Annotated in this window: 13 protein-coding genes; 6 read left to right on the forward strand and 7 right to left on the reverse strand. The window is 71.9% G+C overall.

Going from position 1 to position 13,430, the window contains the following annotated elements; translation table 11 throughout:
• Positions 1 to 85 precede the first annotated feature (85 nt).
• Both ACGF5O_RS42765 and ACGF5O_RS42770 read left to right on the forward strand, forming a co-directional pair.
• Entirely contained in the window at positions 86 to 829 is a 744-nt protein-coding gene (locus tag ACGF5O_RS42765) for a response regulator transcription factor (RefSeq protein WP_393815340.1), read from the forward strand.
• The gene (locus tag ACGF5O_RS42770; RefSeq protein WP_393815341.1) at positions 826 to 2,178 is read left to right on the forward strand and encodes a sensor histidine kinase; all 1,353 of its coding nucleotides are present in this window, start codon (positions 826 to 828) and stop codon (positions 2,176 to 2,178) included. Before ACGF5O_RS42765 ends, ACGF5O_RS42770 begins: the two co-directional genes overlap by 4 nt.
• Here ACGF5O_RS42770 and ACGF5O_RS42775 read toward each other — a convergent pair.
• Positions 2,144 to 2,644 (reverse strand): SgcJ/EcaC family oxidoreductase, encoded by a 501-nt coding sequence (locus tag ACGF5O_RS42775; RefSeq protein WP_393815342.1) that lies wholly within the window; start codon positions 2,642 to 2,644, stop codon positions 2,144 to 2,146. The genes ACGF5O_RS42770 and ACGF5O_RS42775 overlap by 35 nt on opposite strands.
• Before the next feature lie 77 nt (positions 2,645 to 2,721).
• Complete coding sequence (locus ACGF5O_RS42780) at positions 2,722 to 2,889, reverse strand: hypothetical protein (RefSeq protein WP_393815343.1); 168 nt, start codon at positions 2,887 to 2,889, stop codon at positions 2,722 to 2,724.
• Positions 2,890 to 3,037: 148 nt separating this feature from the next.
• Between ACGF5O_RS42780 and ACGF5O_RS42785 the strand changes: the two genes are divergently transcribed.
• Positions 3,038 to 3,757, forward strand: coding sequence for a TSUP family transporter (locus ACGF5O_RS42785; RefSeq protein ID WP_393815344.1), 720 nt, complete (start codon positions 3,038 to 3,040; stop codon positions 3,755 to 3,757).
• 46 nt (positions 3,758 to 3,803) lie between these two features.
• Here the strand turns inward: ACGF5O_RS42785 and ACGF5O_RS42790 are convergent, their stop codons facing one another.
• From ACGF5O_RS42790 to ACGF5O_RS42800, 3 genes are all read right to left on the reverse strand, one after another.
• Positions 3,804 to 4,469 carry a DUF5063 domain-containing protein gene (locus ACGF5O_RS42790; RefSeq protein WP_393815345.1) on the reverse strand — a complete coding sequence of 222 codons (666 nt, stop codon included), beginning with the start codon at positions 4,467 to 4,469 and terminating at the stop codon, positions 3,804 to 3,806.
• On the reverse strand, positions 4,462 to 5,061 hold the full coding sequence (recR, locus tag ACGF5O_RS42795; protein ID WP_393815346.1) for a recombination mediator RecR: 600 nt from the start codon (positions 5,059 to 5,061) through the stop codon (positions 4,462 to 4,464). The genes ACGF5O_RS42790 and recR overlap by 8 nt, the downstream gene beginning before the upstream one ends.
• Before the next feature lie 93 nt (positions 5,062 to 5,154).
• A complete protein-coding gene (locus tag ACGF5O_RS42800; protein ID WP_393815347.1) occupies positions 5,155 to 5,499 on the reverse strand; it encodes a YbaB/EbfC family nucleoid-associated protein in 345 nt (114 codons plus the stop codon).
• Between the two features lie 306 nt (positions 5,500 to 5,805).
• Here ACGF5O_RS42800 and ACGF5O_RS42805 point away from each other — a divergent pair, with 306 nt between their 5' ends.
• Positions 5,806 to 6,561 carry an SLATT domain-containing protein gene (locus ACGF5O_RS42805; RefSeq protein WP_393815348.1) on the forward strand — a complete coding sequence of 252 codons (756 nt, stop codon included), beginning with the start codon at positions 5,806 to 5,808 and terminating at the stop codon, positions 6,559 to 6,561.
• A 321-nt stretch (positions 6,562 to 6,882) separates the two neighbouring features.
• Positions 6,883 to 8,037 carry a Gfo/Idh/MocA family protein gene (locus ACGF5O_RS42810; RefSeq protein ID WP_393815349.1) on the forward strand — a complete coding sequence of 385 codons (1,155 nt, stop codon included), beginning with the start codon at positions 6,883 to 6,885 and terminating at the stop codon, positions 8,035 to 8,037.
• An 18-nt stretch (positions 8,038 to 8,055) separates the two neighbouring features.
• Here ACGF5O_RS42810 and ACGF5O_RS42815 read toward each other — a convergent pair whose 3' ends face one another.
• The gene (locus ACGF5O_RS42815) at positions 8,056 to 9,582 is read right to left on the reverse strand and encodes a substrate-binding domain-containing protein (RefSeq protein WP_393815350.1); all 1,527 of its coding nucleotides are present in this window, start codon (positions 9,580 to 9,582) and stop codon (positions 8,056 to 8,058) included.
• 134 nt (positions 9,583 to 9,716) lie between these two features.
• Positions 9,717 to 11,558 (reverse strand): protein kinase, encoded by a 1,842-nt coding sequence (locus tag ACGF5O_RS42820; RefSeq protein WP_393815351.1) that lies wholly within the window; start codon positions 11,556 to 11,558, stop codon positions 9,717 to 9,719.
• A 209-nt stretch (positions 11,559 to 11,767) separates the two neighbouring features.
• On the opposite strand from ACGF5O_RS42820, the gene ACGF5O_RS42825 reads away from it, so the two are divergent.
• Positions 11,768 to 13,126 carry an aspartate aminotransferase family protein gene (locus ACGF5O_RS42825; RefSeq protein ID WP_393815352.1) on the forward strand — a complete coding sequence of 453 codons (1,359 nt, stop codon included), beginning with the start codon at positions 11,768 to 11,770 and terminating at the stop codon, positions 13,124 to 13,126.
• The last annotated feature ends 304 nt before the right edge of the window (positions 13,127 to 13,430 follow it).

Raw genomic sequence — 13,430 nt, forward strand, 5'->3', positions numbered from 1 at the left:
GCCCAGCGATCAGCAGACCACGCGGAAAGTGCCCTGCCTCACATTCCACTCCGTGCATGAATTTTCAAGAATTAAGGTACGGGGCGTGCGCGTACTCCTGGTGGAAGACGACGAACCGGTCGCGGAGTCCCTCCGGCGCGGCCTGAAGCGGTACGGCTTCGAGGTCGAGTGGGTCACCACGGGCGCCGCCGCGCTCGCCCACACCGGCCCCTGTGACGTCGTGCTCCTCGACCTCGGCCTGCCCGACACCGACGGCCTGGACGTCTGCAAGGCGCTCCGCAGCCGTGGCCCGGGCGGCGACGTGCCGATCATCGTGATCAGCGCCCGCAGCGACGAGACGGACCGGGTGGTCGGCCTGGAGCTGGGCGCGGACGACTACGTCTCCAAGCCGTTCGGGGTCCGCGAGGTGATCGCCCGGATCAGGGCGGTGCTGCGCCGGACGCAGCCCCGGCCGCCGGACGCCGGCCCCGACCGCTACGGCTCCCGGCTCACCGTCGACCGCAAGGCCGCCCGCGTCCGCCTGGACGGCGCGGAGGTCGCCCTGGCCCCCAAGGAGTACGACCTGCTGGCCTTCCTCACCGAGGAGCCGGGCGCGCTGATGTCGCGCGAGCAGATCATGGAGGCCGTCTGGGACGCGAACTGGTTCGGCCCGACCAAGACCCTGGACGTGCACGTGGCGGCCCTGCGCCGCAAACTCGCCGGCGCGATCACCATCGAGGCCGTCCGGGGCGTCGGCTTCCGCCTGGAGATAGCCGGAGACGACGGCAACGACAGCAACGACAGCAACGGCGGCACCTCCGGCGGCACCCGTGGCGTGGACAGCTCGTGAACCGCCAGCTCATCCGCAGCTACATCCTGCTCGTGGCGGTCGCCATCCTCCTCTTCACGGTCCCGGTCGCCTTCACCCTCACCAAGCAGCTCCGCGACGACACGGAACTCTCCGTCCTGCGCGAGGCCAAGACGATGGCGCTGCTGCTGGGCGGCAGCGACAGCGTCTCCTGCGAGGCCCTGACCGAGGTGGCCAGGGCGTACGACCTGGAGACCCCCGGCACGGTCCAGGCGACCCCCACCCGCACCTGCGCTCCGGCGCTCCCGGCCCCCGCCGCCGACCCGGCGCTGACCCGGGCCGTGACGGACAACACCCCGACCACCGACTGGGGTTCGGACTTCATCTGGGGCGAGCACCTCACCGTGACCGTCCCCGCCGAGGGCGACGCGGCCGTACGGATCGTCTACTCGACGTCGGACATGACCACCCGGTTCTGGCAGATCTGGGGCTTCCGGGCCGGCCTGGCCGTGCTCGTCCTGGCGGCGGCCGCGGCGATCGGCGCGGTGGCCGCCCGCCGGATCACCCGCCCGCTGCGCGAACTCAACTCCATGGCGAGCAGGTTCAGCGACGGCGACCTCACCGCCCGCTCCCCCGTGACCGGCCCGGCGGAGACCCAGACCCTGGCCCGCACCCTCAACCAGGGCGCGGAACGCCTGGACACCCTGGTCGCCTCGCAGCGCATCTTCGTCGCCGACGCCTCCCATCAACTGCGCACCCCGCTGACGGCGTTGCGGCTGTCCCTCGACAACATCGCGGACGGCGTCGACGACGAGTTCGTCCGCGAGGACGTGGAACAGGCGACGGCGGAGGTGGTCCGGATGAGCCGCCTGGTGAACGGCCTGCTGGTGCTGGCGCGGGCGGAGGCGAAGGTGACGGCGCCCGAGCCGCTGCCCCTGACGGACATCGTGTCGGAACGCCTCGCCGTCTGGAGACCGGCCGCCGACGAGCGCGGAGTCCACATCGCGCTCAGGGGGAGTGCCGGCGGCCGGCCGTTCGTGCTGGCCAGTCCCGGTCACCTGGAGCAGGTACTGGACAACGTGCTCTCCAACGCCCTGGAGGTCTCCCCGGACGGCGCCACGATCACCGTGCGCATCGAGGCCGACGCCGGCGAGGTGACGCTCTCCGTCCTGGACGAGGGCCCCGGGATGACCGACGCGGAGAAGTCCCGCGCCTTCGACCGCTTCTGGCGCGGCCAGGGCCTGACCGGCCGCTCGGGCTCGGGCCTGGGGCTCGCCGTCGTACGCCAGTTGGTGACGGACGACGGCGGCACGGTGGCCCTGCGGGACGCGCCCGGCGGCGGCCTGTGGGTGGCGGTCACCCTTCGGGCATCGCCGAGGAGTGGTGGTTGACGATCAGCCACTTCCCGCCGCGCTTCTCGTACTCGTAGGTGTAGCGGGCCTCGACGACCCGCTCGGCGCCGGTCTTCGGGTCGGTGAGGGTGAACGCGTAGACGCCCGTGTCGATGGCGGAGTTCGCGTCGAGGACGTTGACGATGGTCCGCTTCTTCTCGCCCACCGGCTTGTTCTGCAGGAAGTGCTCGAAGTAGTCGACGATCTCGGCATGGTTGGTGCGGATCTTGTTGCTGACGGTCGGCAGCAGCACCGCGTCCTTGGCGTACAGGTCGGCGACCTTCTCCGGGTCTCCGGTCCGAAGTGCCGCGTTCCACCTGTCGAACAGGCCGGCGATCTGCTTCTTGCTGGGCTCGTGCGCGGTCCGCGAGCCACCGGCCTGGCTCACCCCCACGCTCACCGTGGCGGCGGTGACGACGGCGGTGGCGGTGACGACGGCGGCGCGTATGCGGTTCGTTCTGGTCATGACCCAAGACTCGCTTTCCGCTGGTTAACGCCCGTGCAGCCGACGTACAGCGCAGGTGCAGGGCTGGGCCAATTCCGTCAGCCGCGCAGCAGACTGACGCCGGCACCGAGCGAGACGACCCCCATGCCGACGGCCGTCAGCACGCCCTGCGTGCCGTCGACGACGAACGGCGCGACGGCGGCGACGACGAGGTTGAAGAGGAAGAGGAACCACAGGACGGGACGGGAGGAGAGCAGCGGCTTCACGGCGGGATCCTTGTTTCTCGGCTTGGCTGTCGGCTTGGCTGTCGGCTTGGCTGCCGACTTGGCTGACCTGGCGAGATCAACGATCCCGGCTCCCGGTGACCGCAACGAGGAAGCGCACTCCCGAACCGTGGGTGTAGGCAGGTACACCATGACGGCGCTGATCCTTCTCACCGGCATCGTGCTGCTGGGCGCGAGCGTGCAATGGCTGACCGGCATGGGCTTCGCCCTGGTCGCGGTCCCCGCCCTGATCCTCCTCCTCGGCCCGGCCGAGGGCGTCGCGCTCGCCAACTGCGCGGCGGGCGCGATCAGTGTGGTGGGCCTGGCCGGCGGCTGGCGCCGGGTCCGCCCGGCCGCGATGGTCCCGCTGTGCGCGGCGGCGGCCTGCACGGTCCCGGCGGGCACCTGGCTGACCCACCGACTCCCGCCGCCGCTGCTCCTCCTGACGATGGGTGCCCTGGTGACCGCGGCCGTGCTCCTGGTGATGCGGGGCGCCCGGCTCCCCGCCCTCGGCGGCCGGGGCGGCGCGCTGACGGCCGGCGCGGTGGGCGGCTTCATGAACTCCGCGGCGGGCGTGGGCGGCCCGCCGGTCTCCCTCTACGCCCTCAACGCGGGCTGGACGGTACGGGAGTTCGTCCCCAACGCCCAGTTCTACGGCGTCGTCGTCAACGCCTTCTCGGTGACCGCGAACGGCGTGCCGGGGCTGAGCACGGCGCAGTGGACGGCGGTGGGCGCCGCGATGCTGACGGGCGGGCTCACAGGCACCGTGGTGGCCGACCGCATACCCGAACACCACGCCCGCCGTCTGGTCCTCCTCCTCGCCCTGACGGGCGGGGTCACCGCGGTGGCGAAGGGGGTGTGGACGCTGTGACCCGTACGGGAACGCCGCGACGAAGGACAGGGGCTGTCCTACCTGCCTACTTGGCGGGGGACCGCACTCCCAGTGAGTCGCCGATCTCCTGCTGCATGACCTGGCCCGCCTCGAACTCCAGGGTCTCGTCGCCCATGGTGGCCTGGTCGGTGTCGAGGCCGTCCAGCTCCTCCAGGGGCTGGTTGAGGCGGACGTGGATCAGGACGGACTGGAGGGCGCGGAGGACCGCGGAGGCCGTCGGGCCCCAGTTGGAGAAGTAGGAGAACTGCCACCACCACAGGGCCTCCGTGGTGCGGCCCGCGCGGTAGTGGGCCATGCCGTGGCGGAGGTCGGTGATGATGTCGGCCAGGTCGTCCGAGATGCGGGCCGGGACGGGCGCCTTGCGGGGCTCGTACGGATCGAAGACCTCGGAGTAGACGTCGATGGGGTCGAGGAGGCGCGCGAAGTTCTCGCGGAGCTGGTCGACGTCCGGCTCCGGGCCCAGGTCCGGCTCGTAGCGCTCGTCGGGGACGATGTCCTCGTGCGCGCCGAGACGGCCGCCGGCCAGCAGCAGCTGGGAGACCTCCAGGAGGAGGAAGGGGACCGTCGAGTCCGGCTCGTCGCCCTTCGACACCTCCGTGACGGCCACCAGGAAACTCTCCACCTGGTCGGCGATCTGGACCGCGAAGTCGTCGGGGTTCTGCGCGGTCGCGTGCAGCGTGGCGTCAGACATCTAGGAGTCGTCTCCCCTCGAAGGCGCGGCCGAGCGTGACCTCGTCCGCGTATTCCAGGTCGCCACCCACCGGGAGGCCGCTGGCCAGGCGGGTGACCTTCAGGCCCATGGGTTTGATCATGCGGGCGAGGTAGGTGGCGGTCGCCTCGCCCTCCAGGTTCGGGTCCGTGGCGAGGATCAGCTCGGTGACCGAGCCGTCGGCCAGGCGGGCCAGCAGCTCCCTTATCCGCAGGTCGTCGGGGCCGACGCCCTCGATCGGGCTGATCGCGCCGCCGAGGACGTGGTACCGGCCGCGGAACTCGCGCGTGCGCTCGATCGCGACGACGTCCTTCGGCTCCTCCACGACGCAGATCACCGTCGGGTCGCGGCGGCTGTCGCGGCAGATGTTGCACAGTTCCTCCTGTGCCACGTTGCCGCAGGTCGCGCAGAAGCGGACCTTCGCCTTCACTTCCAGGAGAGCCTGCGCGAGACGCCGTACGTCCGTCGGCTCCGCCTGGAGGATGTGGAAGGCGATCCGCTGCGCGCTCTTCGGACCGACGCCGGGCAACCGCCCCAGCTCGTCGATGAGGTCCTGGACCACGCCTTCGTACAACGGACTGCCCTTCCTGGAGTCTTTCGGTACGTACCGTAGTTGGCTGCCGCCTGTCCTAGGAAGGCGGTGCGGGTGTCGCGCGAGCGACGAACATCAGAACGGCAGGCCCGGGATGCCGCTGCCGCCGCCCAGGCCCTGCGCCAGCGGGCCGAGCTTCTGCTGCTGGAGCGCCTGGGCGTTCTCGTTGGCCGCCTGGACCGCCGCGATGATCAGGTCGGCGAGGGTCTCGGTGTCCTCAGGGTCCACCGCCTTCGGGTCGATCTTCAGCGCGCGCAGCTCGCCGGAACCGGTCACGGTGGCCTTCACCAGACCGCCGCCGGCCTGTCCGTCGACCTCCGTGCCCGCCAGTTCCTCCTGGGCCCGTGCCAGGTCCTGCTGCATCTTCTGGGCCTGCTGGAGCAGTTGCTGCATGTTGGGCTGGCCACCACCGGGGATCACGATCAGCTCCTGGGTCGGGTCCGGATTTTCTCTGTTGTGGATGAGCCTACGTGGTTGACGCAGCCATCGCCCCGCCACTCTTTCGAGTGAGATTCCCCGGGGCCCTATACCTGATCAAGGCCCACTTCCGGGCGGAAAAGAGGCGAAAGCAAGGCCTTCGCCACCCATTGGGCGGTAGGAAGGGTTCCCGTCGTCAGCATCCATTGTCAGGTCCAGTGCCAGATCCGTTGTCACGGAAAGTGACCGCCCGGGATCAGTTCCGGAGTCGGTCTCGGGATCAGTTCGGGATCAGTTAGGGAGTGCCGGGTGGGACAGCCGGAGATGCAGCCCGAGGGACCGCCTCAGGACGGGCGGGGCGACGAGGGTGCGGCCGGACTGCGGCCGGGCGATCTGACCGGGCGGGCGTTCCCGCTCGGGGACTGGGGCGAGCCGGCCGAGCGGCTCGACGAGCTGTACCGGTGGGTGGAGCGCGGGGCGCTGCAGACGGCCGGGTGGTATCTGGCGGACCGGATCTGGAAGCGGCGCGGGGCGCGGGCGCTGCGGTGCGGGGCGGCGGTGGGAGCGATGCTGGGAGCCGCGCTGCCGCTCCTCGACCTCACCGGGGTGGTGGGCGGGGTGGCGCCCTGGGGGTATCTCGCGCTGCTGCTTGCGGTGTCCTGCGTCGGCATCGACCGGTTCTTCGGGGTGACCTCCGGGTGGATAAGGGACATGGCGACGGCGCAGGCGGTGCAGCGGCGGTTGCAGGTGCTGCAGTTCGACTGGGCGTCGGAGAGCGTGCGGGAGGTGCTGGGTCCTGCGGAGGGTACGGCGAGCGAGGCGGCGGATCGGTGTCTGGGGGTGCTGCGGAGGTTTTCGGAGGACGTGACGGAGCTGGTCCGTACGGAGACGGCCGACTGGATGGTGGAGTTCCGGACGGGGTCGGCGCCGCTGGGCATGCAGGCGACGGTGGCGGCGGGGCCGCGGGCGGACGCGGGACACCTGAACGGACGGTTTCCGCTGCCGCCGGGCACGAACGGGGCTCGCCCGAACATGCCCAGGCAAAGGCCGCCGGAACCTCGGTGAGAGGGGGGTGCGTGTCGTCGGTCGGGTGCGGCGCCGCGGGGGTTCTCGCACAGTTCCCCGCGCCCCTGGGGGGTGGGGGCTGCGCGCCGTGGTTCGGTGCGGCGCCGTTGTGGCTGAGCGCGCAGTTCCCCGCGCCCCTGGCGGGGCGCTGAAGCCGACGGTGCCGCGGAGGTGCCCCTTTAGGGGCGCGGGGAACTGCGCGGGCAACCACGATGGCGGCGCACACGGGATTGTCCGGACGCCCGAATGTCTTGACATCTTTTGAGGCGGCGCCGCATCGTGGGCACGCAGGCTCTGGACGGTCCAAGGAGGGGCAGCCCCATGGTGCGTACGCTCGGCGTCGCCGTCGTCGGATTCGGCTGGATGGGGCGGGTGCACTCGCAGGCCTACCGGCGGGTCCCCCACCACTACCCGGAGCTGCCGGTACGCGCCGAACTGGTGGCCGTTGCCGAGGAGGTGCCCGGGCGGGCGGAGGAAGCCGCCGCGCAGTTCGGCTTCGCGTCCACCACCCGGGACTGGCGCGAGGTCGCCGCCGACCCGCGGGTGCACGCCGTCAGCATCACCGCCCCGAACTTCCTGCACCGCGAGATCGGCGTCGCCATGGCGGAGGCCGGCAAGCACGTGTGGATCGAGAAGCCGGTCGGGCTGACCGCGGAGGACGCCCGCGCGGTCGCGGAGGCGGTCGCGAAGGCCGGGGTGCAGGGAACCGTCGGGTTCAACTACCGCAACGCCCCCGCCGTCGCCCACGCCCGCGAACTGATCGCCTCCGGCGAGCTCGGCACCGTGACGCATGTCCGCGTCCGGCTGTTCAGCGACTACGCCGCGCATCCCGACGGCGCCCTGACCTGGCGGTACGAGCGCGCCCGCGGCGGTGGCGGGGTGCTCGGCGACCTCGCCTCGCACGGCGTCGACCTGGCCCGCTTCCTGCTCGGCGACATCGAGTCGCTGACCGCGGACACCGCCGTGTTCATCCCGGAGCGCGCCCGGCCCGCCGGCGCCACCGCCGGCCACACACTCGCCACCGGCGGCGAACTCGGCCCGGTCGAGAACGAGGACTACGTCAACTGCCTGCTGCGCTTCGCCTCCGGCGCCCGCGGTGTCCTGGAGGCCTCCCGCGTCTCGGTCGGCGAGCAGAACAACTACGGCTTCGAGGTGCACGGCACCAGGGGCGCCGTCTTCTGGGACTACCGGCGGATGGGTGAGCTGGGCGTCAGCCTCGGCACCTCCTACCAGGACCAGCCCGTCTCCACGGTCTTCGTCGGCCCCGGCCACGGCGAGTACGGCGCCTTCCAGCCCGGCGCCGCCAACGCCATGGGCTACGACGACCTCAAGGTGATCGAGGCCCGCAACTTCCTGCGGTCCGTCGCCGAGGGCACCCCCCACGGCCCGACCCTCGATGACGCCGTGCGGAGCGCGACCGCCCTCGACGCGATGAGCCGCTCGGCCGCGCAGGGGACGTGGGTCACCCTCGGCTGAGCCCCGACCGGGGAGCGCTCACGCGCAGAGTTTCATGCCCACCGGCGCGTAGCAGGCCACATGCCCGTGCGAGCGGATCACGTCCTGGCCGTTGCCCTTCTCGACGTACGACAGGAAGCTCGACGCCAGCGAGTCGGCCGCCGGCCGGCGGTAGGTGTACGCGTACTCGATCTCGCGATACGGGTACGTGCTGACGCCCCGCTCGATCGCGTCCACCGACGGGGCGATGGCGTCCAGGGAGAGGATGTGCAGGCCCCTCGCGCCCTCCGCCACGTTGAGCTCGGCGTAGCCGACCGCGCCCTTCAGCTCGGCCACCTCCGACAGCACCTGGTCGGTGGAGTCCAGTTCGCAGCGGATCACCTTGGCCGTCGGGTCGTCCTTGTGCACGCAGTCCACGGAGGAGTTGGCGATCTCGCCGCGCTTCAGCACCCGCCGCTGGAAGACCTGCCGGGTCCCGGAGTTGGCGTCCCGGCTGACCAGCGCCACCGGCAGGTCGGGGCCGCCCAGCTGCTTCCAGTTGGTGATCTCGCCCCGGTACAGCCGCCGTACGTCGGCCGTGGTGAGGTTCCGCAGCGGCACGTCGTCGTTCACGACCAGGGCGAAGACGACCAGGGCGACCCGGTTCTCCTTCAGTTCGGGCATGCCGGTGGGCTTGGGCCCGTCGGAGAGGGCGATCACCGACGGTGAGCCCTTCTTCATGGCCGCGCCGTCGCCGTTCAGCTCCCGGATCCCGGCGGTCGAGCCGTGCGCGTCCACCGTGATCGAGGCGCCCTCGCAGTCCTTCTCGTACTTCTTCGCCGCGTCCTGCATCACGGGGGCGAAGGCGGTCGAGCCGATGACCCGCAGCGAGCCCTTCGCGCAGCCGATCGGCGGCGGGGAGTCGTCGCGGGCCACCACGATCGTGGCGAGGGTGAGGACGCTGAGCGTCAGCATGATGGTGATCAGCCGGGAGGCGCGGCTGAACAGGGGCGTGGCGTCGTCGGGCGTGGCGCTGCGGTTGGGGTGCACCTCACCGTCGTGGATCCCGCCGACGATCCTGATCTCCCGGCCGACGTCACCGCCGGAGAGCAGCACGAGCAGTTTGAAGTGCTCGCCGTGGTTGAGCGGGACCCGTGGGATGCGCAGGGTGTTGCCCGAGTAGCCGAAGCCGCGGTCCGGGGTGAAGTGCGGCATGAGGTGGTCGCTGTCGGTGGGCTGGGTGACCGAGACGCCGCGGATGATGCGGTCGGTGAACACCGCGGTGAGTCCGTGCAGTTCGGGGCTGGTGTAGTCGTCGCGCCCGATGCCCTGGGAGCCGTCGTTCTCGATGCGCAGCAGGACCAGGGTCGCGTCGGCCATGTCCGGGGCCTCGTCGAAGAGGCCCAGCCGTCTGCCGATGCGGCCCGAACGGGCGTCGTCGCCGATCGGGTTGTCCATCTGGACGCGGTAGCCGATGCGTTTACGGCGCGGGACGCGGCGCTCATACCAGAAGATGCCCGCGGACGCGACGATGCCGAGCACCGCGGTGCCCACGGCGACGATGTTCTCCGCGCTCAGCCACTCCATGTGGGTGCCCCCGCCACTCCCCGGAGTCGAATGGTGGGGTCACCGTAAGGGGCCGGATGCGGCCGTGAAGGGACATACCGGTCACCCGCACTGTTGTTCGCCGAACGTTCAACTGATGCGGGGAGACCGGCAGTTCACTGCTTGCTGTAGGTCAGGCTCTCGTCGCCGTCCTTCGTCACGCGCTTCAGCTTGCCGGCCGAGACCAGGGTCACCTCGGTGGCCTCTCCCGCGGTGCACGACGAACGGGGCTTGCCCGCCGTGACCGTGGAGGGACCGATCTCCAACGGGCCGTCCGAGCCCGGCTTCTCGGCGAGCTTTGCCGTGAACTCGCAGTGGTAGCCGGGGCCGTCCGCGACCAGGGTGAGGACCGTGTCGCCCACGGCGCCCTGGCGGATGGTGAGTTCGCGCGTGTTGTGGCCGGTGTCGTTGTCTATCGAGGTGGCCCAGGTGCCGAGGAAGCCGCTCGGGACGGTGCCCTTCGGGGCGGCCGAGGAGGAGGGCGGCCCGCTGGGCGTCGACTCCCCGGAGGCGGTCGGGGCGGTGGCCGACGGGGTGGCGGTGCCCCGGCCGGCCGCCTTGTCGTCCGCGCCGTCACCGCCGCCGCTGTTCATGAGCCCGTAGACCGAGCCGCCCGCGGCGAGCAGCACGATCAGGGCGATGGTGACGAGGAGGGCGGTGGAGCGGGTGGTGCGGCGGGGCTCGTCGGCGGGGAGGGGGTCGTACAGCGGGGGCGGGGGGACGGGCGGGTAGATCTGGGTGTGGTCGGGGGCGGGTTCCGGGGCGGTCGCGGCGTAGGGGTTGTACGGGTTCGGCGAGGACTGCGGGTGCTGGTGGGGCTGGTTCGGGTAGCCGTAGGCCGGGTGGGCGGGGGCGTGTTCCGGGGACGGCGGGTTGAGTGTCGGCTGCGGGTAGGCGGGAGCTGGTCGCGCCCCCGCGGCGGCAGCCGCAGATTCAACACCGCCCCGCGCCCCTTGGTTGGTTGCCCCTTCCGCCCATTGGCCGGTCGCCCCCTCTCTGGAACCCGCCGTCGGCGCATCCTGCAACGCCCCGTGGACCGTCGGGTCCTCCACCTCCAGCAACTCCACGGCATGGCGGCCCAGTTGCGCCACCAGCGCCCCCGGGAGCCACGGGTCCCTGGAGCGGCCCTCCCAGACCGTGGCGCCCGCGCCCGTCCGGGTCAGGATCGCGTCCAGGGACGGACGGGCCGCCGGGTCCTTGCGCAGGCAGTCACGGACCACGTCGGCGATGTCCTCGGGGAGGCCGGAGAGGTCCGGGTCCTCCTGGGCGATCCGGAACATCAGGGAGTGCGCGCCGCCCTCCGTGGAGCCGAAGGGAAGCCGGCCGGTGGCCGCGTAGGCGAGCACCGAGCCGAGGCAGAAGACGTCGCAGGCCGGCGTGATCCGGTCGCCGCGGACCTGCTCGGGGGCCATGAACCCGGGCGAACCGAGGAGGGAGCCGGTCTGGGTCAGCCGTTCGCCGGGCAGTGTCTCCAGCGCCCGGGCGATGCCGAAGTCGATGACCCGGGGGCCCTCTATGGTGAGCATCACGTTGGACGGCTTGAGGTCCCGGTGGATGATCCCGGCCGCGTGGATGTTGCCCAGCGCGTGCGCGAGCCCGGCGGCGAGGATGCGCACCGACCGCTCGGGCAGCGGCCCGTGGTCGTGCTCGACGACCCGCTGGAGGCTCGGCCCGGCCACGTAGCCGGTGGCCACCCAGGGCACGGCGGCCTCGGTGTCGGCGTCGAGCACCGGCGCGGTCCAGAACCCGCCGACCCGCTGCGCGTTGCGGACCTCCTGCCGGAAACGCGCCCGGAACTCCTCCTGCTCGGCGAGTTCCGCCCGCACCAGCTTCACGGCGACGGTACGGCCGCGCGCCGACCGGGCGAGGTACACGTGCCCCATCCCGCCCGCGCCCAGCCGCGCCAGCAGCCGATAGCTCCCGATGTGCTGCGGATCCCCCGGCCCCAGCTTCTCCATGGCAGATCCGCCCCTCGCTCACACTTGTGATCGAGCCGAGAATAATGCGGCCCTTCCGGGGATCGCGCGGCGCCATGTCTACGGTTACGTAACAGGCACCGGACGCGGGCCATGTCCCCAGGCTGTGGACAACCTGTCGCGGAATCCCCCCGGCCACGGAACAGGTCGCCGATACCGCTCCCCCACCGGTCGCTCCTACGCTCCCCCGCATGACCCCTCAGCCCAATCCCCAGGCCGGCGCCGCCGTGAAGGCGGCCGATCGTGCGCATGTCTTCCACTCCTGGTCCGCGCAGGACCTCATCGACCCGCTTGCCGTGGCCGGCGCCGAGGGGTCGTACTTCTGGGACTACGACGGCCGCCGCTACCTGGACTTCACCAGCGGGCTCGTCTTCACCAACATCGGGTACCAGCACCCGAAGGTCGTCGCCGCCATCCAGGAGCAGGCCGCGAGGATGACGACCTTCGCGCCCGCCTTCGCCGTCGAGGCGCGGTCGGAGGCGGCCCGGCTGATCGCCGAGCGGACGCCCGGCGACCTGGACAAGATCTTCTTCACCAACGGGGGCGCGGACGCGATCGAGCACGCCGTGCGGATGGCCCGGCTGCACACCGGCCGCCCGAAGGTGCTGTCCGCCTACCGCTCGTACCACGGCGGCACCCAGCAGGCGATCAACCTCACCGGCGACCCGCGCCGCTGGGCCTCCGACGGGGCCGCCGCCGGGGTCGTGCACTTCTGGGCGCCCTTCCTCTACCGCTCCCGTTTCTACGCGGAGACCGAGGAGCAGGAGACCGCGCGGGCGCTGGAGCACCTGGAGACGACCATCGCCTTCGAGGGGCCGGGGACGGTCGCGGCGATCGTGCTGGAGACCATCCCCGGCACCGCCGGGATCATGGTGCCGCCGGCCGGGTACCTCGCCGGGGTCCGGGAGATCTGCGACAAGTACGGGATCGTCTTCGTCCTGGACGAGGTGATGGCCGGGTTCGGGCGGACCGGTGAGTGGTTCGCCGCCGACCTGTTCGGGGTCGTACCCGATCTGATGACCTTCGCCAAGGGCGTGAACAGCGGTTATGTGCCGCTCGGCGGTGTGGCCATCGGCGCGAAGATCGCCGAGACCTTCGCGAAGCGGCCCTACCCGGGCGGGCTGACGTACTCCGGGCACCCGCTGGCCTGTGCCGCCGCCGTCGCCACCATCAACGTGATGGCGGAGGAAGGGGTCGTCGAGAACGCGAAGCGGCTGGGGGCCGACGTGGTCGGACCCGCGCTCGCCGCGCTCGCCGAGCGGCACCCGAGCGTCGGCGAGGTCCGCGGGGTCGGCATGTTCTGGGCGCTCGACCTGGTGAGGAACCGGGAAACCCGGGAGCCGCTGGTGCCGTACAACGCGGCCGGGGAGGCCAACGCGGCGATGGTCGCCTTCGGCGGGGCGGCGAAGGAGCACGGGCTGTGGCCGTTCGTGAACATGAACCGGACGCATGTCGTGCCGCCGTGCAACGTGAGCGAGGCCGAGCTGAAGGAAGGGTTCGCGGCGCTGGACGCTGCGCTGAGCGTGGCCGACGAGTTCACGGTGGCTTGAGGCGCGCTTCGGGTGCGGGCCGGTGGGGGCCGAGCGCGCCCACGCGGCGGCAGCCGCATCCGACACAGCCCCGCGCCCCTGGCGGGGCACCCCGCGCCGTGGGTCAGTGCGGCGCCGTGGGGGCTGAGCGCGCCCACGCGGCGGCAGCCGCAAATCCGACACAGCCCCGCGCCCCTGGCGGGGCACCCCGCGCCGTGGATCGGTGCCGCGCCGTGGGGGCTGAGCGCGCCCACGCGGCGGCAGCCGCAAATCCGACACAGCCCCGCGCCCCTGGCGGGGCACCCCGCGCCGTGGATCGGTGCCG

The sequence above is a fragment of the Streptomyces sp. NPDC048291 genome (assembly GCF_043201715.1).
In the GTDB taxonomy this organism is placed as follows: domain Bacteria; phylum Actinomycetota; class Actinomycetes; order Streptomycetales; family Streptomycetaceae; genus Streptomyces.

Excerpts from the sequence above, each read along its gene's own strand:
- ACGF5O_RS42825 (WP_393815352.1), top strand. The coding sequence starts at position 11,768 with ATGACCCCTCAGCCCAATCCCCAGGCCGGCGCCGCCGTGAAGGCGGCC.
- ACGF5O_RS42815 (WP_393815350.1), bottom strand. The coding sequence starts at position 9,582 with ATGGAGTGGCTGAGCGCGGAGAACATCGTCGCCGTGGGCACCGCGGTG.
- ACGF5O_RS42790 (WP_393815345.1), bottom strand. The coding sequence starts at position 4,469 with ATGTCTGACGCCACGCTGCACGCGACCGCGCAGAACCCCGACGACTTC.
- ACGF5O_RS42820 (WP_393815351.1), bottom strand. The coding sequence starts at position 11,558 with ATGGAGAAGCTGGGGCCGGGGGATCCGCAGCACATCGGGAGCTATCGG.
- ACGF5O_RS42785 (WP_393815344.1), top strand. The coding sequence starts at position 3,038 with ATGACGGCGCTGATCCTTCTCACCGGCATCGTGCTGCTGGGCGCGAGC.
- ACGF5O_RS42775 (WP_393815342.1), bottom strand. The coding sequence starts at position 2,644 with ATGACCAGAACGAACCGCATACGCGCCGCCGTCGTCACCGCCACCGCC.
- ACGF5O_RS42810 (WP_393815349.1), top strand. The coding sequence starts at position 6,883 with ATGGTGCGTACGCTCGGCGTCGCCGTCGTCGGATTCGGCTGGATGGGG.